Raw genomic sequence first — 22624 nt, 5'->3', positions numbered from 1 at the left:
CGGGAATTTTTTTTATTCGATTATGGTTTCAATGGTAACCTTCATTGCTCCTGCACCTTTATTTTTGGTAATATCCATAAAAGCTCTTTTAGACAAATCGATTTCACGGGTTTTTACAAACGGACCTCGATCGGTAATTTTTACGATAACAAATTTGCCATTGGCTTCATTGGTTACTTTTACTCTCGTTCCAAAAGGAAGTTTTTTGTGAGCTGCTGTATAGCTGTTGTTGTTGAATCTACTTCCGTTAGCGGTTCTTTTACCGTTAAAACGATCAGCATAGTAGGAGGCATGAGCGTTTTTCTTGTATGGTCTAAGTTTTAAACCTTTGTCTGTGAAAACAGAATCTGGCAACGGAATAAGAACTGGTTTTACATTTTTAACAGTGTCTTGAATGATTTTAGGTTCTGTTGTAGGTTTGGTCTGGCTTATCACATAAGTAAAGCCGCTAATTAGAGTTAAAGCGATTGTGGCGAATAAAATATTTTTTTTATTTCTCATGGGTTATTTTTTTTCAGACTTGGGGGGAGTTTGTACAAATAATATGCCGAGATAAAAAAAGCCCTGTAGGAGGGCTTTAATTGAGGTTTTTTAGAACCAAAGGTTCCAAGGAATTCTACTTAAAATAAGCAATAATCCTAATCCGTAAAAAATAGCAAAAGTTTTAAATTTAGCTTCGCTATTAACTAGTTTTTTATGTTTAGACCATCCGATAGTAATTAGGATGATTGCAATAATATTAATTAAGGGGTGCTCCAATGATGTTAATCTTAGTTCTGCATTAGACATTTGTCCTAAAACTGCAAAACCCTTTGGGGAAAAGAAATATAAAATTAAGCCAATCAATAGTTGAGTGTGTGTGCCAATTAAAGCAAATAATGCGATTTTACGATCCTTACCAGTAAATTCTTTTTTTGAAGTTACTCCAATGATGGCATTAATAACCGCAACGACTAAAAGAAGTAATGCAAGGTATGCCCAACCAGAGTGGAATTTTTGTAGAAAATTATACATAAACTGTGTTTTTTGTTCAAAACAAATATAACAAAAAAGGCTATAAAAAAACGGCATTAAACTTAAAAGTCAATGCCGTTTTTCATTATTTATTTAGATTCTAAATTTTAGAAATCGTAACGTAAACTAAAGTTCCAAGTTCTACCGAATCCGAAGAAAACCTGGTTAACATTTGCTACTCCTTGGTAAAGCATTCCATTAGAAGCATATGTTCCTTTAGATCCTACTGGCTGTCCAGATGCTACTGGTAAGTAATCATCTGCAAACGTGTTAGTTCTAGACTCAGCAATGTAGATCTTATCAAATAAGTTGTTGATGTTCAATCTGAAGTTAACAGATTTGTCTTTGTCTTTACCTACTAACATTTTGTATGAGAAACCTGCGTCAAATAATCCGTAAGAAGGTAATTGTAAAGCACCTTTGTTGTTTGGATCTGAGAAGTTGATTGGGCTTAATCCAGCGTACAATTTATCGTTGTAGTTGTAGTTAGCGTCAACAGTTACTCTTGTTAAAACTTCGTAAGAAGCTCCTAAAGAAGCTGTTAATTGAGCAGCATCTCCAACTTTTACTTTGTCCATGTATACAGGAGTTGCTGTATATCCAGCTACTGGAGTGTTGTCTGCTTGGTAGTAAGCGTTAACAGTTGCGTTTCCTTTGTATTCCCAAATACCGTAAGAGAACATACCGTTAACTCTAAATTTATCAGTAATGTTAGAAGAAAGTTCTAATTCAGCTCCAGAGTGTACCTCGTTAAGACCAACGTATTCTGTATATGTACTAGCGTCAGTTGGCAATGCGTTACCTTTTAAGTATCTGTCATTCCAAGTTGTGTTGTACAAGTTAAGAGTTGCGTTTAAGAATCTTGAACGGAAACCGTATCCAGCCTCAAATCCGATAATTTTTTCGTTAGTAAGGTTAGGGTTTACAGTAGATCTGTTGTTTGGATAAACTGAGTTAAAGAATGGTTGTCTTGAGTAGTATCCAGCATTAACATAAACATTGTGTTTTTCGTTAATGTTGTAGTTAGCTCCTCCTTTTACGTTACCGCCTAAGATGTTTTTGTAATCTGTAGATGCCAATGGATCTGTTGGTAAGTAAACGAAATCATCTTCTCTTTTGAATCCTTGTTGAGAAATAGCTCCCTGAACAAATGCAGTTAAGTTATCTTTAGAGTACTCTAATTGAGTAAAGGCTCCATACCATCTTACTTTTCCAGTACTGTTAAATGCAATTTTTTCGTAATCTCTATTGTCGAAAACATTCCATTGAACATTTGTAGAGTAAGTTTGTGTTAAGTGTCTTCCAGCTGGTTTTAAGCTAGCAATGTTGTTGTCAAAAAACTCATCACCACCTAATCTGTCGTTAACTACTGTAAAGTGGTATCCAGTGTAAGTTCTAGCATCGATACCAAAATCTAATGTTAAAGTGCTAGATAATTTTTTGTTTAAGTTAATCAAAGCTCCAAACCAGTCATGTGAGTTGATTGATGAAGTTTGCGAAATACCTGAAGTAGTATTGTAAACATAAGGAGATGTAGCAGTTCCAGAACCTGTTCTACCAGTTGATGAACTGTTTTGGTAAACACCACCAATTTGTGTTCTTGTTCTGTTTGCTCCATTAAAGAAAACACTTCCTGTACCATTGTTCCAAGCTTGGATTTTGTTGTAATCAACTGATCCGTCAGGCAATAAGAAAGCAGAAGCGTTGTATAAGTTTCCTCCAATACCTCCAGTTGCGCTAGCACCTGCTCCACGACCCATAGAAGCGTAAAGAACAGAAGAAAGTTTTGTAGTTTCGTTGATTTTATAATCCCAGTTAAGAGAAGCTACCGGTTTGTGGTAGTAGTTTTTTCTGATGTTATAAGCTTCACCATTTAAAGTTCCTGCGTCAGCGTTATATCTGATGTTTGGATCAGTAAGAGAACCATATTTTTGGTAAGTAGCAATTGTAGATACAGTAGATCTTTGGTTGTGCCATTGTGGCGCTCCTGTAACTGTCAATTGGAAATCGTGTTTGTCGTTTTTAGTTGTATATCCTAAAGCAACGAAGTAGTTTGAACCTTCAAATGGAGTACCGTTTACGTATCCGTCTCCCATTGTTTGAGATAATAAAACAGATGCAGAAAGTCCGTTTGATAATTTTCCTGTATTGTAAGAACCTTGAATTTTAAAGTTTCTTGCATTACCAAATCCAGAAGAGAAAGATCCTCCTTCTTTTTTGTCTGAAGATCTAGTTACAATGTTAATTGTTCCTCCTACAGATGGAGTAGCCAATTTAGAAGAACCTAAACCTCTTTGAACCTGCATAGCAGATGTTACATCTGATAAACCTGCCCAGTTGCTCCAGTAAACAGAACCATTTTCCATATCGTTAACTGGCATACCGTTAATCATAACAGCGATGTTATTTTGGTTGAAACCACGAATGTTAATTCTAGCGTCTCCAAAACCACCACCTGATTTAGTAACGTAAACAGAAGGCGTGTTTCTTAAAATCTCTGGAAACTCTTGAGTTCCAAGTTTTTCTTGAATTTCAGCAGCTTTAATTGTAGAAACCGCTACTGGTGTTTTTCTGTCTTTTGCAATATCTACAACTGTACTTTTTACAACAATCTCGCTCAATTCGTTTGAATTAGAAGCCAAAGTGATTGTTCCTAAGTTGGTAGTTGCACCATTTGCTACTGTAAATTTTACAGTTTGGTTGTCATAACCTAAAAAAGAGATTACAATCTCTCCTGTGCTTGATGGCGATGTAAGTGTAAATTTACCATCAAAATCTGTTGAAGTTGCTATAGTAGATCCTTTGATCACTACATTTGCTCCTGGTAATCCGCCTGTTCCGTCGGTAATTTTACCAGTAACTTTTCCTTGAGAAAATACGGTCGAAACTATCATAAAAAATAGTCCAGTCAGTAACCAATTTTTCATTTTCTTCATGTTGTTATTGAGTTTATTGTTTTTGGCAAAATTATAACAAATAACTCAGATAATGTTATCGAAATGTTAAGAAAAATAAGTTTTGTCTTTTGTGCTGCGTATTAAAATGAATTTTTCTTTTTTGTGTAAAAAAAATATCGTTTTATTGAGTTTTGAATAGCTTTTTTTGTTAAAAATGCAATAATTTGAACGAGGCTGTAAGCGAAAACGTGCAAATTGACCCCTTTTTGGTGTTTTTTGGCGGTTCTTTGTATGAAAAAACGTCTTAATTTCGATTAAATTAAGACGTTTTCAATATGTTACAAAATTTCAGATTTTGATCTGCTATTTGTTTTTTAAGAAATGATTCAGCAAAAACGATGTTGAGCTGTCGTGGCTTTTAACAGTTTTAGAATTGATTTCGTCTAAAATCGAATTAGCTAATTGTTTGCCCAATTCAACTCCCCATTGATCAAAGCTGAAAATGTTCCAGATAACTCCTTGAACAAAAATCTTGTGCTCATACAATGCAATCAAAGAACCTAAGCTTTTTGGTGTGAGCTTTTGAATCAAAATTGTATTGGTCGGTTTGTTTCCGGTGAAAACTTTAAAAGGCAATAAATAAGATGCTTTTTCAGCAGCTAATCCTTGCTTGTCAAATTCTGCCTGAACCTGCGCTTCTGTTTTTCCGTTCATTAAGGCTTCAGTTTGAGCAAAAAAGTTAGACATCAATTTATTATGATGATCTTCGTTTCCGTAAAGAGGCTTCACGAATCCAATAAAATCAGTTGGGATTCTTTTTGTTCCTTGATGAATTAATTGAAAGAAAGCATGCTGTGAGTTGGTTCCTGGTTCTCCCCAAATAATTGTTCCAGTTTGATAGTTAACAGGTTTGCCGTCGCGTCCAACACTTTTTCCGTTACTTTCCATAGTTGCTTGCTGCAAATAAGGAGCTAATTTTGATAAGTATTGTGTGTACGGAATTAAAGCTTCGCTTTCGGCACCATAAAAATTATTGTACCAAACACTTAATAAAGCTAAAATAACAGGAATGTTTTTGTCAAACTCAGCCGATTTGAAATGCTCATCCATTTCATTAGCTCCGACTAATAATTGGTTGTAATTGTCAAAGCCAATTGCCAAGGCAATACTTAAGCCAACTGCGCTCCAAAGAGAAAATCTTCCTCCAACCCAATCCCACATCGGGAAAATATTGTCTGGGTTAATTCCGAATTCTGTTACTTTTTGGATGTTTGTAGAAACAGCCACAAAGTGTTTTGCAATATCTTCTTGAGTAGCCGTCCCGAATTCTTGGGACAAGAACCATTCTTTAATAGTTTCTGAATTTGAAAGTGTTTCCTGAGTAGTAAAAGTTTTAGAAACAATTAAAAATAAAGTGGTTTCAGGATTCAATTTTTTAATCACCTCATTTACGTGATCGCCATCAACGTTTGAAACAAAATGTGTATTCAAATGATTTTTATAGAATTGCAATGCTTCAACAGCCATAACTGGACCAAGGTCAGAACCGCCAATTCCGATGTTTACGATATCTGTAAAAGCTTTACCTGTATATCCTTTTCTTTGTCCAGAGATTACTTCTTCAGTAAAATTTTTGATTTTATTTTTTACTTCAAAAACTTCAGGAATTACATTTTCTCCGTCTACTTTAATAACTGCTGACTCTGGAGCACGTAATGCTGTGTGTAAAACCGCACGGTTTTCGGTCTGATTGATTAATTCTCCTCCAAAATATTGTGCGATTGCATCTTTCAATCCAATCGAGTTTGCTAGTTCTAATAAAAGAGAAACAGTTTCCTGACTAATATTGTTTTTTGAGTAATCTACTAAAAAATCATTCCATTGCAAATTGAATTTTTCAGCACGGGCACTATCTTGTTGAAACAATTCTTGTATGGTGGTTTCGTGAATTGCGTTATAGTGGTTTTGTAGATTTTTCCACGCTTCAGTCCCAGTTGGGTTTGTTGTGTTTAAAGCCATTTTTATCTATAATTGAGTTTGTTTTCTGAAACACAAAAATACTGAAATAACTTTTAAAAGGGGAACGGTTTGCGATTATATAACAATTAGTTGCGAAAACGTTTTAAGTGTATTTGGCTTGGTAAATTATCCTGCAACTGCAAGCCTTATATAATTGAGTTTGTTTTTGGAAAATTTAAATTGCCAGTTATAGCTGAACTCATTTTCAGAGTGATAATCGGTATATTCATCAAAATTGTCAATGATTTTTGAATGAGTCATATAATTATATGAAATAGTTATTTCGTCATTTTCAATATAAACCATATATTCAATTTGGACAAAACCATTATCCTCAGTCGTTTTAAACATTCCTTTGTTCTTATAATAATTTATATCGTCAAGGTTTATTTTGCTGAAAACTTCTTTTAGCAATTTCTTTTCCTCAGAATTATTTTTTTCGTAGCCAAAATTGAAAGCGCCTTTCAATTCGTTGGTCTTATCTTGGTTAACAAGCTCTTTAAAATTTTTAAGCTGCGAAGTCAGCTCCTTTTTCTGATCTTCTAAAGTCTTTGTGATCTCTTTTAAAAAAGCGATATTTTTCTTTTCAGTATCATTTAAGACTATTTTCTTATTGTCTCCAATTGATTTGTACCAAGCTTTGTTCTCAAAATATTCTTGAAATCTAGAGTTCTCAAACATATAGCCATTTCTTGCAAAGATTTCGTTGGTTAAAAGTCTAATGTTGTCTGCATTTAGATCTTTAACTTGTTCTTTTTTAATTAGCTGTGTTTTGCATATGGAGCAGTCATTGAGCGTTTGCCCAAATGAAGTTTGCAGAAATAGAAAAATTGCTAGTCTTGTGACTGTTTTGATTGGTTTATTGATAGTAGGTGTCATTTTATCAAAGTAAAAAATGAACTGTAAATATAAAAGTGTTAACTCGTTTTGTTTTTGCGTTTTACCAAAACTTCCACCAAGGCTTCTTATTGATTTCGATAACTTTTTTATCAATGTCAACATCAATTCTTTTTGGAGATTCAGTTTTAATTTTAGAATCATCAAAAAAGAATTGGCCGTTTTCATCCATTCCAAGCGGAAATTTGGTTCTTTCTTTCCATTCTTCGGTTTGTAATTCTGGAATTAGAGGTAAATCGATTTTTTCGCGAAAGCGTTTTTGAGCTTTTTCTGTAATTTCTTCTTCTAGGTTTGATGATGAGTTTTTGAAAAGCGAAATTGAATTGTCTGGAATATTCAAAAGAAAGACTTGTGTTTTATCATCAATTTTTTGAATGTCTAATACTTTGAAATACGAGATTGAGTCTAAAAGATAATGGCCAATTTTTGCCGAATCAGGATTAAATTTCGACAAATCTTTGGCGTGAGCACTGGCAATTAAATATCTCAAATTTCCAGAAAGTCCTCCGCCAATTGAACTCATATCAGTAAAACCTCTTTCTTGAATGATTCGTCCAACTTTATAGTTTAAAATTAAATTTTCAGTAAGATTTGTGTCTCTGTAAAATAATTTTAGGCCAGAAAAAGTTTCATGATACAGGGTTTTAAGACGTTCATTTTTCATGATTGCTTCTTATTTGAACTGAATTGTTACTAAAAAGTAATGCGGAATATTAAAATGTGTTCCAAGATTTTCCGGTTTAACATCTGATTGTACAACGTCACAATAAGAACTGAAGCCGTCGGCGTACCTTGTTGGAGTTATAATTGCAAGAATAGGTGTTTCTTGATTGGCATTTATGTTCAATTCTGTTTCTTTTCCGAAAAAATCTTTCATCACGTAATTTTCGGAATCATCTTTTAAGTCAAAATAAGATTTTTTACTTTTGGCTTCTCGGCAAATTATGTATGTTTTTAACTTTCCATCTGCCAGTTTAAATAAAAAACGTACTGATTCTTTTGTTGATTTTATTGTAAAATGATCGCTTTTTTCTCCAAACCCGTCAAAAAGTTTAGATTTGTTTGCTAGTTTCCCGTCTATGAATTCCTGTAGATTTATGGTGTATACTTTTCCTTTGAGGTTTTCGCCTTCAAAATTGAGCTGCTCCATATAAATTTTTTCAAATTCAATAAGAGCTTGAATGTCTTTATTAGAACTTCCGTAATCACGAGTGACTATAGTGTTGTTTTGGGCAAAAGAAAAATTTACTGCTAAAGTAAGAAGCAGAAATAAGTTTTTAAATTTCATATAGACCTGATTGTTGGCTTTGTTTTTTTTTTTTTGCTAAAATAAGGTTTTATTCTTACAAATTGCCAATACTGTCCAATTCTCTTTTCAGAGGTTCGATCTGTGTCATAAAACGAGTTCTGTCATTTCCTGTTAGAGATTCTCCTGTTGGAAGATTCAATCGAAGTGCATCTACTTGTACGCCATTTTTCCAGAAACGATAGCAAACGTGAGGACCAGAAGCTAAGCCTGTGCTTCCAACCAAACCAATGGTCTGACCTTGTGTAACGCGCTGTCCGCGACGAACCAAGATTTTAGACATATGCAAATATTGAGTAGAGTAGGTTCCGTTGTGTTTTACTTTTACAAAGTTTCCGTTACCTGCTGTATATCCAGTAGTTTCCACAACTCCTGATGCCGTCGTTGAAATTGGTGTTCCGGTTGGAGCCGCATAATCGGTTCCTTTATGCGCTTTCCAAGTGTGCTGCACGGGATGAAATCTATTCATGGTGAATCTTGAAGTGATTCGGCTGAATTTGATCGGAGTTTTGAGGAAGAAATTTTTAAGTGTTTTCCCTTGGTCGTCATAATATTCGATTTTCCCAGAAGTCGTGTCTCTTTCAAAAGGAAAAGCATAAATTATTTTTCCTTTATATTCAAAAAATGCGGCTTCGAGATCTTCAACTCCGTCATACGTTTTTCCGTTAATAAATCGTTCTGTGAAAATTAACCCGTAACGATCACCTTTTTTTAATTTGAAGAAGTCAATAGACCAAGAAAAGACTTTTGTAATTCTGCTTGCCAAAGCGGTTTCGACACTTTCGTTTCCTAAAGTTTCAGATAATGAGCTTTTTAAAACGCCTCCAATAATTTTTCGTTTTAAAGTGACAGGTTTTATTTTTTTGTATGCTTTGGCAATGCTGTCTCTCAGATCTATCACATAATAACTTAAAGCATCTGGCTGATAAATAAAAACCTGAAGATTGTTGGTTTTGTTTTTGGCGCGAAGCAAAGTAAAAGGTTTTCCGTAACGAATGTTTCTCACATTGAAAGAATCTTTTACCTGTTCAACAATTTCATTTACTTTTTTGTCTCCAATATTTTGGCTTTGCATGATTGAGCCAAAAGAATCTCCTTTTGAAATAGTGTCATTAACAACATTAAAGTCTGCGTAATTAAAACCGAATTCTATTTTTTTGGTTGTTGGTTTAGTAATTTTTGCTTCTACTTTTTCTTCTTCTTTTTTACATGAAAAAATAGAAAACAAGACAATTAAAATTACGACTGCTTTTTTCAAACTTTATAAATTTTTTGTGGTGAAATTAAACTTCGGTTTCATTTCCCCAATTGGACAATTCTTCTTCGGTCCACAATTTAGGAAAAAAGATGCGTCTTTGGTATTTTGGGTGCATATATTTTTGCCAGTCGCTTCCTCCGGTTGCTTCGCCATTGCCTTTTCCGCTTTCCAAAATATATTTTCTGGCAGTATTAAGGTGCTGCATTACCCAAGTGATATTTACAGTTTTGTCGTAATGGCGCATTGCCGCAATCAGTTCTGTATTTTGCTGGTCTTCAACTGGTAATTGAGTAAATTTTTGCCAAATGTTTTTTGTCTTAAACGAAGCCATTTGTCTTAAAAATTGCTCTTTGTATTTTTTCTCAAATTCATTCAGCAAATATGATTTTTCGCCAGTGTGATAATCTTTTCCGGCAGCTTGCCAATAAAGGTGTTCAAAACTGGTTTCCAAATCGGTATTTTCATCAAAGTTTGCTTTGTATCTGCGGTCTGTCAAATTGATGACATCAGTAGAAGCAAATTCGATCATTCTATATTGTGCACTCTGGAATCCGCTTGCAGGTGTAAGAGTGTTTCTGAACTTCATATATTGGTCTACTTCCATTCCGTTTTCCATAATGCTGAACGAATTGGTAAGCATATCAAAATACCTTGTGATTCTTGATAATCTTTCGCTGAAAAAATCGACCTGAATGTTTTCCGTTTCGGCAATCTGGTCAATTTCCCACAAAATCATTTTAAAGATCAATTCGTTTACCTGATGATACATGATAAAAACCATTTCGTCAGGAAGAGTGGTGCGTTGTATCTGTAAATTTAAAAGTGCATCAGTCTGAATATAATCCCAGTAGGTAATAGGTTTGGCCCAAAGCAATCCTTCTAATTGAACATCAGTTTTTTGATTTATGGCTTGAAATTTTAGGTCAATTTCTTTTAAAATTGCTTCAGAATGATCTGTAGGGTTCATTATTTTTTTGCTTTAAGTGGACTTTTTAATCCTTTATATTCATCGAGATCGGCTTTAAGAGATCCTACGGCCAAATCTGCTTTAATTCTAATTGGAACTTTGTTTACGTCGTCTGTTATCCAGAGTGTTAAGCTTTCTTTTTCTTTAAACACTCGTCCTGTTTGTACCAATGGTTTGAAGACCATTGTAGAAACCGTCCCAAATTTAGTCGTAATATCTTGACGACCTACATATTTTAACTTAAATTTTGTGATTTCCTCATCAAAAAACATATCAATTGTGATGGCCTCGCCCGATTTAAGTTTGTCAATGTTTGGATGGTTTCTCAAAAAGTAAAAGGCAGATACAATATCTTGCACATCTTCTGTTACGATAATCGTTTTTTCTGTTTTGCGCTTGTAGTCTTTTACCAGAACTCTATTTTCGGTTTGATTAAAAAAACCTTCTTGATTTTTGGTGTAGCCGCCTTCATCGATTTTTCTGACATAGCGGTATGGTTTTCCAGTTTCTTTATCAAAATAGCTTTCATATAAGTCTTCTACTTTAAAGAAAAATTTGGACATTCCGGTTGTGTAACCTTTTCCAACAGAGTGAAATACCTTTTTGTTGTTGATGGTCGCATCTTTGACTTCAAGGGTTGCGTATCCAGCATTTACAATTCCGTAATGTATTCTAAATTTAAAATATTCTCCAGTATCGAAAGCGTCTTCTTTTTCAGGCGCGAAAGATAATATTGTTAGTGCTAATATAGTGAGGATGAGCTTTTTCATAGTACATTCTTTACGTTTTATTATAAAGGTAGATAAATGCAAATTCTATTCCAAATGTATCAAAACAAAAAAACTCAGTCAAAGATGACTGAGTTTTTATGCTATTAACTAACCAAAAAACTATAAATTATGAAATTTATATCAATTCGGAAGGAAACCACCCCTTCCTGATTTGCGAGTGCAAAGATAGATAGAAAGTTCAAAAATCAAATAGCAAAAGTCAAGTTTAACATAACATTTGCAAAAAAAGCATTGTTTTTTGGAGAATTATACGGTTTTCTATATGAAAATTAACGTTTTATAGCGTTCCTCTCAATTCTTGCTCTCTTTCGATAGATTCAAAAAGGGCTTTAAAGTTACCTGCGCCAAACCCTTTTGCACCCATTCTTTGAATAATTTCGAAGAAAAGGGTAGGTCTGTCCTGAACTGGCTTGGTAAAAATTTGCAATAAGTACCCATCTTCATCGGCATCTACCATGATCGCCAATTTTTCTATTTCGTTCAAATCTTCTTTCATCATATCCATATGAACACCCAATCTTTCCGGAATTGCTTCATAATACGTATGAGGAGGAGGTGACAAAAATTCAACACCGCGCGCTCTCAATTGCGATACTGTTTTGATAATATCGTCTGTAGCAATGGCAATATGCTGAATTCCAGGTCCGTCATAGAAATCTAAATATTCCTCGATTTGAGATTTTTTCTTTCCTTCAGCCGGTTCATTGATTGGAAATTTAATTCTTCCGTTTCCGTTTGACATTACTTTACTCATCAAAGCAGAATATTCTGTGGTAATTTGCTTGTCGTCAAATGATAAGAAGTTTACAAATCCCATAACTTCTTCATAGAATTTTACCCAAGTGTTCATTTCGTTCCAACCCACATTTCCAACCATATGATCAATGTATTTTAATCCGGTTGGTTCTGGGTTAAAGTCAGATTTCCATTCTCTGTAGCCTGGCAAGAAAACACCATTGTAGTTTTTTCTTTCCACGAAAATGTGAACTGTTTCTCCATAAGTGTAAATTCCAGAACGAACCACTTGGCCAAACTCATCTTCCTCAATCGTCGGTTCCATAAAAGAGCGAGCGCCGCGTTTCATGGTTTCTTCGTAAGATTTTGTAGCATCTTCAACCCAAAGAGCAGCAACTTTTACTCCATCACCATGTTTTTTCAAATGTTCGTTGATTGGAGAATCAGCCGTTAAAGGTGTTGTTAAAACAATTCTGATTTTGTCTTGTTTTAAAACATAAGATGCTCTGTCTCGCACTCCAGTTTCTAATCCGGCATAAGCCAATGACTGGTATCCGAAAGCAGATTTGTAATAATGTGCAGCCTGTTTTGCATTACCTACATAAAATTCTACATAATCTGTTCCTAATAATGGAAGGAAGTCTTGTGCTCCTTCAAATATTTTCTCTAATCCGTATTCTACTGATTTTATTTCTTTTGACATGATGTTTATTTGTTTAATCGGTCAACCGTTTAATTGGAAAAACCGAAGTGTTGTGTTTATTTTTTCTTAACGCAAAGTGTGCAAAGATTTTTTTGAGAATGATTTTGTAAAATCGCTAAGAACGCAAAGCTTTGCGAACTCATATGAGTAAAACGTCATTAAAATCTTTGTGAACTTTGCGAAAAATGCTTTGCGAACTTTGCGGTTAAATTCGATTAGTTACTCCGTCCAGGATTTGTAGTACTGGCCATCGTCAAGTCCCATGGCTTCCTCAGTAACCATTAACGGACGGAAAGTATCCACCATAACGGCTAATTCTAAAGTTTCTTTATGGCCAATACTGCGTTCCATCGCGCCAGGCGCTGGTCCGTGTGGAATTCCTTTTGGATGTAAAGTGATATGGCCTTGCTCAATATTATTACGGCTCATAAAGTCTCCGTCAACATAATATAGCACTTCGTCAGAATCTATATTGCTGTGATTGTACGGTGCCGGAATTGCTTTTGGGTGATAATCGTAAAGTCTAGGGCAGAATGAACAAACAACAAAAGCTGCTGTTTCAAAAGTTTGGTGTACTGGAGGCGGTTGGTGAACACGCCCAGTTATAGGTTCAAAATTGTGAATAGAAAATCCGTAGGGAAAATTGTATCCATCCCAGCCCACAACGTCAAACGGATGCGTGGCATAAACCACTTCGTGAATCATTCCTTCTTTTTTGATTTTAATTAAAAAATCGCCTTTTTCGTCATGTGTTTCCAATTCGTTTGGCAGAATAAAATCGCGCTCACAAAATGGAGAGTGCTCTAAATGCTGGCCAGATTGGTTTTTATAACGTTTTGGAGTATAAAAAGGAGAGTACGATTCTACGTAAAATAGTCGGTTGTCTTCTGTTTCGAAATCAATCTGATAAATGATGCCGCGTGGAATAATTAAATAATCGCCATATTCAAACGGAATATTTCCTAACATGGTTCTTAATTTTCCTTTTCCTCTGTGAATGAAAAGCATTTCATCTGCATCGGCATTTTTGTAGAAATAATTTCGAAGCGATTCTTTTGGAGCGGCCAAACCAATAATGCAGTCTTTGTTGACTAGCATAGCTTTTCGGCTGTCTAGAAAATCATTTTCAGGTTTCAATTCAAAACCTTTAAAAAGAAGTGATTTTATGTTTTTTCCGATTGCAATTTTTGGTTCAACCGAATATGAGTTTAAAATTTCTTTAACCTGCGTTGGTCTGTGTACGTGATAGGATAGCGACGAATGTCCGTGAAAACCTTCGGTTCCAAACAATTGTTCGTAATAAAAACCTCCATTTGGTTTTTCAAATTGGGTGTGTCGCTTTTGAGGAAAATCCCCAAGTTTATGATATAGTGGCATGGCTTTTTCAATTAGATAATTAGTAAATTAGATAATTCGAAAATTTGAATTGCAGAGATAAATAACCAGTTCAATTTTTGCCATTGACTGATCATTTCAATTCGATAGAGCCATTACTCAGGATTTCTCTTGATGAGGAATTGAAGATACTCTAATAAACCTGTCCAATTTGTTTTCATTATAACAAATGTCGTAATTTTTTCGGAGTAAAAATAAAAATTATATTATTTATAACTATAAAAAAACTTATTTTTTTTGATTTAATTTTTATGATGTAAAAAAATAGGCAGATTTTATTGAAGTATTCTCGGTTATAATACTAAAATTGAAACCCTATACTAAACCATGTAAAGCTTTTTGACATTTCTGGAGACCAAGATTGCTTTACTTCGATAGGGCCAATAATGGTTTCTAAGCCATAACCAACGGCGTATCCTGTATACTTTGGCATAGAAATCCAATCAACAGAAGAAAAAATATCATCTCCTAAGTTGGCAAAATTAGCCGATATGTTGATGTGGTTTTTCTTGAAGATTTCATAATCAATATTAATATCAGTTTTAATATAGCTGTTGCCGGCAATGCTCAGAAAATCATATCCGTAGAAATAATTGAAGTTGTTTATTTTGTTGTAGCCATAACCTCCAAATATAAAATCAAAAAACGGAACGCTGTCGCTGCCAATATTAAACCCAGCATCGGTTCCAAATTTTATGGTAGCTTTTGGAAATAGCGGTCTCACAATTGACACTTCCGCTTTTGCAATCGAAAAAGGCTTAAATTTATTGGTGTAATCTGACGATGCCATATACGTCTGCAGATCTGTAGAAAAATAGAGTCCCGAATTTGGGTAATATTTTTCGTCCAGCGAATCGTATTTTAAATAGGCAAAGGCGCTAAAATAACTGCTTTTCTCAATTATATTGTCTTCATTGGCAAGCGTAGGCGAATTGATTTTTAAATATTTGTATTCTAAACCGCCGCCCATTAAAAATTTCTGCACAAAAATCGTCTGAAAATAAGCCTGATTATTGATGTCCATAAAGTCAACATTAATAAGATTGACATTTGGAGTCTCTTTAAGAACACCGCTCAAACTTGTAGTTACATTTCGGTTAAATTGATTCAATCTGGAACGGAAGCCAAAACTGATATTAAAACCATTTTCGACATAATAGTTAAAATCATATCTGAAATTGTCTCCTAAAATAACATCCAAAGAAGTGACATCGTTTTTTAAGAAAGTTTTTTTGTGCGTGAGGTTCAATAAAACGGCACTTTTGTAAAGGCCATCATAATGCAAGCCAAGTTTTAGATAAGTTTGAGTTGGATTTTCTCTTAAAACTAAATCCAAGTCGTCTTTATCGCCATTTGGCTGAAGGCAATAAGAGATTGTGCTAAAGTTTTGCGTTGCGTTTAAGTTGTTTATGCCAGCCTTAAGCCCGTCATAACTTATGGTGCTTCCAGGTTTGAAACGAAGCTTTCCTCGAATATATTCTTTGGTGTAATTTTCTAATTTGTCGGTGTTTATTTCTTGAATATGAAGCGTATCGGTTGCAATTTTTAATTTTGGCTTTTTATAAAAGTTGTTTTCGTCTGTCAATGTTTTGAGTTTTTCGTAAACAGCAAAAGCGGCTTCTTCTCCTTTTCGGATGATTTCTTCCCCTCTGTCAAAAGAAATAACACCAAAGTCGCGAATGTCTGGTTTGATGTAAACATCTGTATCTTTTACTTTGCTTTTCATTTTTTCGATCGACTGCAGATTGGTAATCTGAACCAAAATTCTGGTAGCATTTTTCAGGTTTTTTCTTTTCAGCAAATCGTCCTGAACATCTACGCCAATAATAATATCTGCGCCAAGATTGCGAACTTCTTGTATGGGGTAATTGTTTACAACGCCGCCATCAACTAGAAGATTTCCGTCAATTTCTACTGGCGTAAAAAGGGAAGGAAAGGCCGCACTTGCCATCATGGCCTGAACGAGATTTCCTTTGTTTAATAAAACTTCCTGGCCAGTTTCAATATTGGTTCCAATGCATAAAAAGGGAGTTGGCAGTTTATTGAAGTCGCGAACGTGGCGTACGTTTCTAGTCAGACTGCTCAGTAAATTATAATTGTACATTCCTTTTGAAAGCGCTTCTGGAATGCCTATTCTGAAATTGCTGAATGGTAAAACGATTGCATACAGCTCATCATTTTTTTTACCGTAAAAGTTTTTGGATGAACGCGGAATATAATCGTTTATTAATTCGTCAAAATTTGTTTTTTTGAAAATCGAATCAATTTGCGAGGCGTTATAGCCAGAAGCATAAAGTCCGCCAATTACAGACCCCATACTGGTTCCGCCAATGTAATCAATTTTGATTCCTGCTTCTTCCAGAACTTTCAAAACTCCAATGTGGGCAAAACCTTTTGCTCCGCCGCCGCTTAGAACCAAACCGATTTTTGGTCTTTTGATGCTGTCTTTTTTGGTTTCCTGAGAAAATGTTTCTTGTGAAAATAAAAATGTGATTATGAAAATGAGTGTTGTTACGCCCCAGATGGAAATGGAAAACTGCGAGAGACAAAAGGATATTTTTTCTTGCCAAAAAAGAGCGACCCAAGAAGCTCCTTTTTTGGATTTAGAAAAAAATCCTTTTGACCGAGTATTTGAAATGTACAGCTGGATTGGGCGCATAAAAATTTGCTAGTTGGTTTTGTAAAAGTCGACAATTTTTTTGGCTTTAGAAACCCCTATAACATCTGAAATTTCTTTTTCCGTAGCTAATTTTAATCTTTTAACACTTTTGAAATGTTGTATTAACGCTGTCATGGTTTTTTCGCCGATTCCCGGAATACTTTCTACTGAAGAATTAAGTGCCGATTTGCTTCTTTTGTCTCTGTGAAAAGTGATTCCGAATCTATGCGCCTCGTTTCTTAAATGCTGAATGACTTTTAAAGTTTCTGATTTTTTGTCGAGGTACAGCGGTATTGAATCGCCAGGATAGAAAAGTTCTTCCAGACGTTTTGCGATTCCGATAATGGCCACTTTTCCGCGTAAGCCCAAATCATCAATGCTTTTGAGAGCTGCTGAAAGCTGTCCTTTTCCGCCATCAATAATAATTAATTGTGGCAAAGGCTCGTTTTCATCTAACAATCTTTTGTAGCGGCGGTACACAATTTCGGTCATCGAAGCAAAGTCGTTCGGGCCTTCGACAGTTTTGACGTTAAAATGGCGATAATCTTTTTTGCTTGGTTTTCCGTCTTTAAAAACCACGCAGGCCGCAACGGGATTTGTTCCCTGAATGTTCGAGTTATCAAAGCATTCTATATGTCTTGGTTCAGATGGGAGACGTAAATCTTTCTGCATCTGAGCCATGATTCTGTTTACGTGGCGGTCGGGATCTATAATCTGCAATTGTTTTAATTGTTCGATTCGGTAGAATTTAGCATTTCGGATTGACAAATCCAGAATCTGTTTTTTGTCTCCGAGCTGCGGAACGGTTGTCTTAATGTTTTCGCCCAAATCTATCTCAAAAGGAACGATAATTTCTTTTGATAGCAGCTGAAAACGCTCGCGAAGTTCGATAATCGCCAATTCCAGCAATTCTTCATCAGATTCGTCCAGTTTTTTCTTCATTTCTAAAGTATGCGAACGAATGATCGAACCATGAGAAATCTGAAGAAAGTTGACATAAGCGGCACTTTCGTCAGAAACAATCGAAAAGACGTCAATATTGGTAATCTTAGGATTGATGATAGTTGATTTAGATTGATAGTTTTCTAAAACTTCAATCTTTTCTTTTATTTTCTGCGCTTCTTCAAATTGTAAATTCTGCGCATAATTGTTCATCAGTTTCTTGAAATCCTTTAAGCTTTCTTTAAAATTTCCTTTCAGGATTTCGCGAATAGCGTTGACTTGCCTTTGGTATTCTTCTAGAGGTTCCAGACCTTCACAAGGACCTTTGCAGTTTCCGATATGATATTCCAGACAAACTTTAAATTTTCCGGAATTGATATTCGATTCGCTCAAATCGTAATTGCAGGTTCGAAGCGGATACAATTCCTTAATCAAGTCTAAAATCGTATGTACAGTTTTGAAACTGGTGTATGGGCCAAAATATTCAGAACCGTCTTTGATCATGTTTCGTGTAGAAAATATTCTCGAAAAAGGTTCTTTTTTGATGCAGATCCAAGGATAGGTTTTATCATCGCGAAGCAAAACGTTGTATCTCGGCTGAAGTGTTTTAATTAAATTATTCTCCAATAAAAGCGCATCTGTTTCGGTTGGGACTACGATGTGTTTTATGGTCACGATTTTTTTTACCAATACATTGGTTTTAGCAGTATCGTGAATTTTATTGAAATAGGAGGAAACCCTTTTTTTTAAATTTTTGGCTTTTCCTACATACAAAATTTTCCCGTCTTTATCATAATACTGATAAACGCCAGGATTATCGGGTAAGGTTATAATTTGAAGTTCAAGAGGACTTTGCATAAATACAAAATTAAACTATTGAGCTTAAAGTTTAAAATTCTTTTGAGTTTCTTCTCTCAAAAAAAAAGCCCTTTACGATGTAAAAGGCTCTTTTGTTAAAGATATTTTTATTTGATCGAAAAATATTCTGTTTGCAGTAAATGTGTTCTTTCGTCAAAAGGAAAATCTACATATTTGGCATCCTCTTTTTTAATGTCAACTTTTACTCGGCTTCTTCCTATTTCTTTTTTATCAGAATCGAAAGCTTTTAAAATTAGATCGCCTTTAAAATCATTTTTAGCAATTAAATAAATAGTGACTTTTTTTACTTTGTCTTCACTGGAAGCGTAAATTTTTTCGGCTTTGCAATCTTCAAAATTTGTTTTGAAAGACGCCTCAGAAATTACTTTAGATTGATTTATGCTTTTGCTTATTCCAGAGTTTATTCCTTTTATCACATCTCCAACACCTTTAGAAGCGCTTTCTGCGGCAGATTTTCCTTCTTCTTGCAGCGCTTTTCCAGCACCTTCGATCAATTTAGATTTTACAGCAATTGCTTCATTTCCATCATCTTCTGCTTCTTTCATTTTTTCTTCTTTGCTCATGCACGAAGCCATAAGCGTCAATGCGCTAAGTAATAGTAAAGTCTTTTTCATTCTTTTGGTAAATTGGTTTAATTTTGTTTATATAGGAATTTGTGTATTAAATTCAAAATTATGAATTTAAAATATAATTTCTATATTTAGATTTTATAATTTACATGAAAAATAGTACTCCATTGGTTATTTTTGGCGAATCTATTTTGCCAGGGGAACACAGAACCATAAATGTCGAAATTGCTCGGCTTCACACCACAACTAAGTTGAATATTCCTGTAATTGTGCGCCGTTCCAAGCATGAAGGCCCGACAATTTTATTTTCGGCAGGAATACATGGCGACGAGATTAACGGCGTCGAAATTGTCCGCCAGATTATCAGTAAAAAAATAAACAGACCTGCCTGTGGTACAATAATTTGTATTCCGGTAATCAATATGTATGGTTTTGTAAACAAATCACGAGAGTTTCCCGACGGCCGCGATTTGAATCGTGTTTTTCCCGGAAGCAAAAAGGGCTCGCTGGCCAGTAGATTTGCCTATCATATTGTCGAAGAAATTCTGCCAATTCTAGATTATGCTGTCGATTTTCATGCTGGAGGAGCAAGCCGCTTTAATGCGCCTCAAATTAGAATCACAGAAAATAATCCCGAATTGAAAGTCCTGGCCGATATTTTTAATGCGCCTTTTACTTTGTATTCCAAAAACATAAACGGTTCTTTTAGAAAAACTTCTGAAAGCGCCAATGTAAAAATGCTTCTTTTTGAAGGCGGAAAATCATTAGACATTAACAACGAAATTGCAAATCAAGGTGTTTTGGGAACCAAACGTTTGCTGCATTATTTAGGAATGCTGGATTCTAAACAAATTGCTGAACCGGCATTAACGCCTTCTATTTATATTAAACAGTCGGTTTGGCTTCGAGCAAAATGTTCAGGTCTGCTGCATGATTTTAATCTGATTGGAAAATTTGTAACCAAAGGCACTATTTTAGCGATTATTACAGATCCGTTTGGTAAGTTTGAACAGAAAGTCAAAGCGCCTCATGATGGTTATATAATTAATGCCAACCATTCGCCAATTGTTTACGAAGGCGACGCTATTTATCATATATCTAAAACCCCAGACAATGCCGACGAGTAAAAAAGAACTCCGAATAGAATATAAAAATTTCCGTAAAGCACTTTCTTTTGATGAAATAGAAGAGAAAAGTCTGGCAATCGCAAACCTATTGATTCAAATGCCAATTTGGGATAAAACGTATTATCATGTTTTTCTCCCGATTGAAGAGCACAAAGAAGTCAATACCGAATATATTCTGCATTTGCTTTCTGGAAAAGACAAAGAAATCCTAATCTCTAAGAGTGATTTTGAAACCAGAAAAATGACTCATTTTCTTTTGACAGATAATACTAAAATCAAGAAAAACGAATACAATATTCCTGAGCCAGTTGACGGAATTGAAGTTCCTTCGTCTAAAGTTGAAGTAGTTTTTGTGCCGCTTTTGGCTTTTGACATTTTTGGAAACCGAATTGGCTACGGAAAAGGCTTTTACGATAAATTCTTGGCAGAATGCAAACCCGAAACTATCAAAATTGGGCTTTCTTTTTTTGAATCGGTAAGTCAGATTGATGACGTTTTTGAATCGGATATCAAATTGGATTATTGCGTTACGCCTGATAAAATTTATCAGTTTTAAATTTAACTGAAAAACACATTTAATTTTTACACCCCATTTTATTGTAGAGACGCACCGCAGTGCGTCTCTACGATTTTTGTGTACAAAAAAAATTTCACTCTTTGTTCTCGATATGCTGGATTCAGACGCACCGCAGTGCGTCTCTACAAATCTACATGGAAAATCAAAAAAACTTTTTCAGCTAAAATCCTTTAAAAATAAGGGTTTCTCATTTTATTCTTAGGTAGGAAAAATATTTGTAAAAAATTTGGCACGATTTTGATACTCGAAAAATTGCAAATAATCGCCTCTAGTAAATCCGGAATGCTAGTCTTTATTTGAAGCCTATAACTTTTATTAATTTTTAAAAACTTACTTTATGAGAAATCTTAATTTCTTTATGATGGCATTCCTCGTACTTACTGTTTTCGGCTGTAAGAAAGCTGATTACGCTACAGCGGAAACTGTAGATTCTACTGCAGTTGCAGCAACAACCGATTTAATCGAAGAGGAAAATTATATTCCTGAGACCAATACAGAAAGTTATGCAGCGATGGAAGAAAATCCGTTTGAATCTCCGCTGAAAGAACCTCTTTCTACGTTTTCTATCGATGTTGATAATGCATCGTATACCAATATCCGCAGATTTATAAACGAAGGGCAGAAAGTTCCAAAAGATGCAGTTCGTGTGGAGGAAATGATCAACTTTTTTAAATACAAATATCCGCAGCCAGATGGCCAGCATCCGTTTTCTATAAATACAGAATACAGCGATTGCCCGTGGAATAAAAATAGCCGACTGCTAAAGATTGGTTTACAGGGAAAGAACGTTCCAATGGTAAATTTGCCGGCTTCTAATCTGGTTTTTTTAGTTGACGTTTCAGGTTCGATGGATGAGCCAAACAAACTGCCATTGCTAAAAGAATCGATGAAAATTTTAGTGAAGGAGCTTAGAAGCATCGATAAAGTTTCGATTGTAGTTTATGCAGGATCTGCGGGAGTGGTTTTAGAACCAACTTCGGGCGATAATAAAGATGAAATTATGGATGCTTTTGACGATTTGCACGCAGGCGGAAGCACAGCGGGAGGAGAAGGAATCGAATTGGCGTACAAACTTGCCCAGCAGAATTTCATCAAAGAAGGAAACAATAGAGTAGTGATAGCGACTGATGGAGATTTTAATGTTGGAGCTTCTTCTGATGATGATATGCTGAAATTGATTGAGCAAAAAAGGGAGTCTGGAGTTTTCTTGACCGTTTTAGGATTTGGAATGGGCAATTACAAAGACAGTAAAATGGAAATTCTTGCCGATAAAGGAAATGGCAATTACGCTTACATTGATAACATTCAGGAAGCGAATCGTTTTCTTGGAAAAGAATTTAAAGGATCTATGTTCGCTATTGCGAAAGATGTAAAAATCCAAATTGAGTTCAATCCAAATCATGTTCAAGCATATCGATTGATTGGCTATGAAAACCGAAAACTGAATGCTGAGGATTTTAAAAATGATAAAATTGATGCAGGCGAATTAGGAAGCGGACATTCAGTAACAGCGCTATATGAAATTGTTCCGACGGGTGTAGAAAGCGATTATATTCCGTCTGATTTAAAATACACTAAAACAGAGAAATCGGCTGAAAATCATAGTGATGAATTGGCTACAGTAAAATTTAGATATAAAAAACCTGATGGCAACAAAAGCATTGAAATCGTAAATGTAATTGCAGATAGGAAAACAGATCTGGAAAACAGTTCTCCAGATTTTAAATTTACAACTGCCGTTTCTTGGTTTGGACTAAAATTGCGTGACTCAAAATATATCGCGAACAGTTCAAGTTCGGATATTAAACGATTGGCAAAATCAGGTTTGTCAAATGACGAAGATGGTTATAGATCGGAGTTTGTTAGATTGGTTGATGCTGTGAATTAAT

The 22624-nt window shown here is 35.0% G+C and carries 18 protein-coding genes; 3 read left to right on the top strand and 15 right to left on the bottom strand.

Features of this window, described 5'->3' with window-relative positions:
* Positions 1–12 precede the first annotated feature (12 nt).
* From N4T20_RS03715 to N4T20_RS03645, 15 genes are all read right to left on the bottom strand, one after another.
* Positions 13–501: a septal ring lytic transglycosylase RlpA family protein gene (locus tag N4T20_RS03715; protein ID WP_260671762.1), complete on the bottom strand. Its 489-nt coding sequence runs from the start codon at positions 499–501 to the stop codon at positions 13–15.
* 90 nt (positions 502–591) lie between these two features.
* A complete protein-coding gene (locus N4T20_RS03710; protein ID WP_260671761.1) occupies positions 592–1014 on the bottom strand; it encodes a hypothetical protein in 423 nt (140 codons plus the stop codon).
* A 107-nt stretch (positions 1015–1121) separates the two neighbouring features.
* Entirely contained in the window at positions 1122–3950 is a 2829-nt protein-coding gene (locus N4T20_RS03705; protein ID WP_260671760.1) for a TonB-dependent receptor, read from the bottom strand.
* A 324-nt stretch (positions 3951–4274) separates the two neighbouring features.
* Complete coding sequence (pgi, locus tag N4T20_RS03700; RefSeq protein ID WP_260671759.1) at positions 4275–5930, bottom strand: glucose-6-phosphate isomerase; 1656 nt, start codon at positions 5928–5930, stop codon at positions 4275–4277.
* Between the two features lie 126 nt (positions 5931–6056).
* Positions 6057–6809: a YARHG domain-containing protein gene (locus N4T20_RS03695; RefSeq protein ID WP_260671758.1), complete on the bottom strand. Its 753-nt coding sequence runs from the start codon at positions 6807–6809 to the stop codon at positions 6057–6059.
* A 61-nt stretch (positions 6810–6870) separates the two neighbouring features.
* Positions 6871–7491, bottom strand: a complete 621-nt coding sequence (locus N4T20_RS03690) for a hypothetical protein (RefSeq protein ID WP_260671757.1) — start codon at positions 7489–7491, stop codon at positions 6871–6873.
* Between the two features lie 9 nt (positions 7492–7500).
* Positions 7501–8115, bottom strand: a complete 615-nt coding sequence (locus N4T20_RS03685) for a hypothetical protein (RefSeq protein ID WP_260671756.1) — start codon at positions 8113–8115, stop codon at positions 7501–7503.
* A 55-nt stretch (positions 8116–8170) separates the two neighbouring features.
* A complete protein-coding gene (locus tag N4T20_RS03680; protein ID WP_260671755.1) occupies positions 8171–9391 on the bottom strand; it encodes a peptidoglycan DD-metalloendopeptidase family protein in 1221 nt (406 codons plus the stop codon).
* A gap of 25 nt (positions 9392–9416) precedes the next feature.
* Positions 9417–10358 (bottom strand): tryptophan 2,3-dioxygenase family protein, encoded by a 942-nt coding sequence (locus N4T20_RS03675; RefSeq protein ID WP_111377527.1) that lies wholly within the window; start codon positions 10356–10358, stop codon positions 9417–9419.
* Positions 10358–11128, bottom strand: coding sequence for a DUF3108 domain-containing protein (locus N4T20_RS03670; protein WP_260671754.1), 771 nt, complete (start codon positions 11126–11128; stop codon positions 10358–10360). Before N4T20_RS03670 ends, N4T20_RS03675 begins: the two co-directional genes overlap by 1 nt.
* Before the next feature lie 298 nt (positions 11129–11426).
* Positions 11427–12587, bottom strand: a complete 1161-nt coding sequence (hppD, locus tag N4T20_RS03665; RefSeq protein WP_260671753.1) for a 4-hydroxyphenylpyruvate dioxygenase — start codon at positions 12585–12587, stop codon at positions 11427–11429.
* Between the two features lie 219 nt (positions 12588–12806).
* Entirely contained in the window at positions 12807–13964 is a 1158-nt protein-coding gene (locus N4T20_RS03660; RefSeq protein WP_260671752.1) for a homogentisate 1,2-dioxygenase, read from the bottom strand.
* 319 nt (positions 13965–14283) lie between these two features.
* A complete protein-coding gene (locus tag N4T20_RS03655; protein WP_260671751.1) occupies positions 14284–16641 on the bottom strand; it encodes a patatin-like phospholipase family protein in 2358 nt (785 codons plus the stop codon).
* A 9-nt stretch (positions 16642–16650) separates the two neighbouring features.
* Entirely contained in the window at positions 16651–18441 is a 1791-nt protein-coding gene (gene uvrC, locus N4T20_RS03650; RefSeq protein ID WP_260671750.1) for an excinuclease ABC subunit UvrC, read from the bottom strand.
* A gap of 107 nt (positions 18442–18548) precedes the next feature.
* The gene (locus tag N4T20_RS03645; RefSeq protein ID WP_260671749.1) at positions 18549–19076 is read right to left on the bottom strand and encodes a hypothetical protein; all 528 of its coding nucleotides are present in this window, start codon (positions 19074–19076) and stop codon (positions 18549–18551) included.
* 104 nt (positions 19077–19180) lie between these two features.
* On the opposite strand from N4T20_RS03645, the gene N4T20_RS03640 reads away from it, so the two are divergent.
* From N4T20_RS03640 to N4T20_RS03630, 3 genes are all read left to right on the top strand, one after another.
* Positions 19181–20158, top strand: a complete 978-nt coding sequence (locus tag N4T20_RS03640) for a succinylglutamate desuccinylase/aspartoacylase family protein (protein ID WP_260671748.1) — start codon at positions 19181–19183, stop codon at positions 20156–20158.
* Positions 20145–20714, top strand: a complete 570-nt coding sequence (locus tag N4T20_RS03635; protein WP_260671747.1) for a 5-formyltetrahydrofolate cyclo-ligase — start codon at positions 20145–20147, stop codon at positions 20712–20714. The genes N4T20_RS03640 and N4T20_RS03635 overlap by 14 nt, the downstream gene beginning before the upstream one ends.
* A gap of 358 nt (positions 20715–21072) precedes the next feature.
* On the top strand, positions 21073–22623 hold the full coding sequence (locus N4T20_RS03630) for a VWA domain-containing protein (protein WP_313771884.1): 1551 nt from the start codon (positions 21073–21075) through the stop codon (positions 22621–22623).
* Position 22624: the final 1 nt, after the last annotated feature.

This window comes from Flavobacterium sp. TR2 (assembly GCF_025252405.1).
Taxonomy (GTDB): domain Bacteria; phylum Bacteroidota; class Bacteroidia; order Flavobacteriales; family Flavobacteriaceae; genus Flavobacterium.
This window is presented reverse-complemented; position numbering and strand designations above follow the sequence as displayed.

Bases quoted from the DNA above. Each gene is read 5' to 3' on its own strand.
- N4T20_RS03690 (WP_260671757.1), bottom strand. From the start codon at position 7,491: ATGAAAAATGAACGTCTTAAAACCCTGTATCATGAAACTTTTTCTGGC.
- N4T20_RS03660 (WP_260671752.1), bottom strand. From the start codon at position 13,964: ATGCCACTATATCATAAACTTGGGGATTTTCCTCAAAAGCGACACACC.
- N4T20_RS03705 (WP_260671760.1), bottom strand. From the start codon at position 3,950: ATGAAGAAAATGAAAAATTGGTTACTGACTGGACTATTTTTTATGATA.
- N4T20_RS03685 (WP_260671756.1), bottom strand. From the start codon at position 8,115: ATGAAATTTAAAAACTTATTTCTGCTTCTTACTTTAGCAGTAAATTTT.
- N4T20_RS03655 (WP_260671751.1), bottom strand. From the start codon at position 16,641: ATGCGCCCAATCCAGCTGTACATTTCAAATACTCGGTCAAAAGGATTT.
- N4T20_RS03675 (WP_111377527.1), bottom strand. From the start codon at position 10,358: ATGAACCCTACAGATCATTCTGAAGCAATTTTAAAAGAAATTGACCTA.
- uvrC (WP_260671750.1), bottom strand. From the start codon at position 18,441: ATGCAAAGTCCTCTTGAACTTCAAATTATAACCTTACCCGATAATCCT.
- hppD (WP_260671753.1), bottom strand. From the start codon at position 12,587: ATGTCAAAAGAAATAAAATCAGTAGAATACGGATTAGAGAAAATATTT.
- N4T20_RS03670 (WP_260671754.1), bottom strand. From the start codon at position 11,128: ATGAAAAAGCTCATCCTCACTATATTAGCACTAACAATATTATCTTTC.
- N4T20_RS03645 (WP_260671749.1), bottom strand. From the start codon at position 19,076: ATGAAAAAGACTTTACTATTACTTAGCGCATTGACGCTTATGGCTTCG.
- N4T20_RS03695 (WP_260671758.1), bottom strand. From the start codon at position 6,809: ATGACACCTACTATCAATAAACCAATCAAAACAGTCACAAGACTAGCA.
- N4T20_RS03635 (WP_260671747.1), top strand. From the start codon at position 20,145: ATGCCGACGAGTAAAAAAGAACTCCGAATAGAATATAAAAATTTCCGT.
- N4T20_RS03630 (WP_313771884.1), top strand. From the start codon at position 21,073: ATGAGAAATCTTAATTTCTTTATGATGGCATTCCTCGTACTTACTGTT.
- pgi (WP_260671759.1), bottom strand. From the start codon at position 5,930: ATGGCTTTAAACACAACAAACCCAACTGGGACTGAAGCGTGGAAAAAT.
- N4T20_RS03710 (WP_260671761.1), bottom strand. From the start codon at position 1,014: ATGTATAATTTTCTACAAAAATTCCACTCTGGTTGGGCATACCTTGCA.
- N4T20_RS03640 (WP_260671748.1), top strand. From the start codon at position 19,181: ATGAAAAATAGTACTCCATTGGTTATTTTTGGCGAATCTATTTTGCCA.
- N4T20_RS03715 (WP_260671762.1), bottom strand. From the start codon at position 501: ATGAGAAATAAAAAAAATATTTTATTCGCCACAATCGCTTTAACTCTA.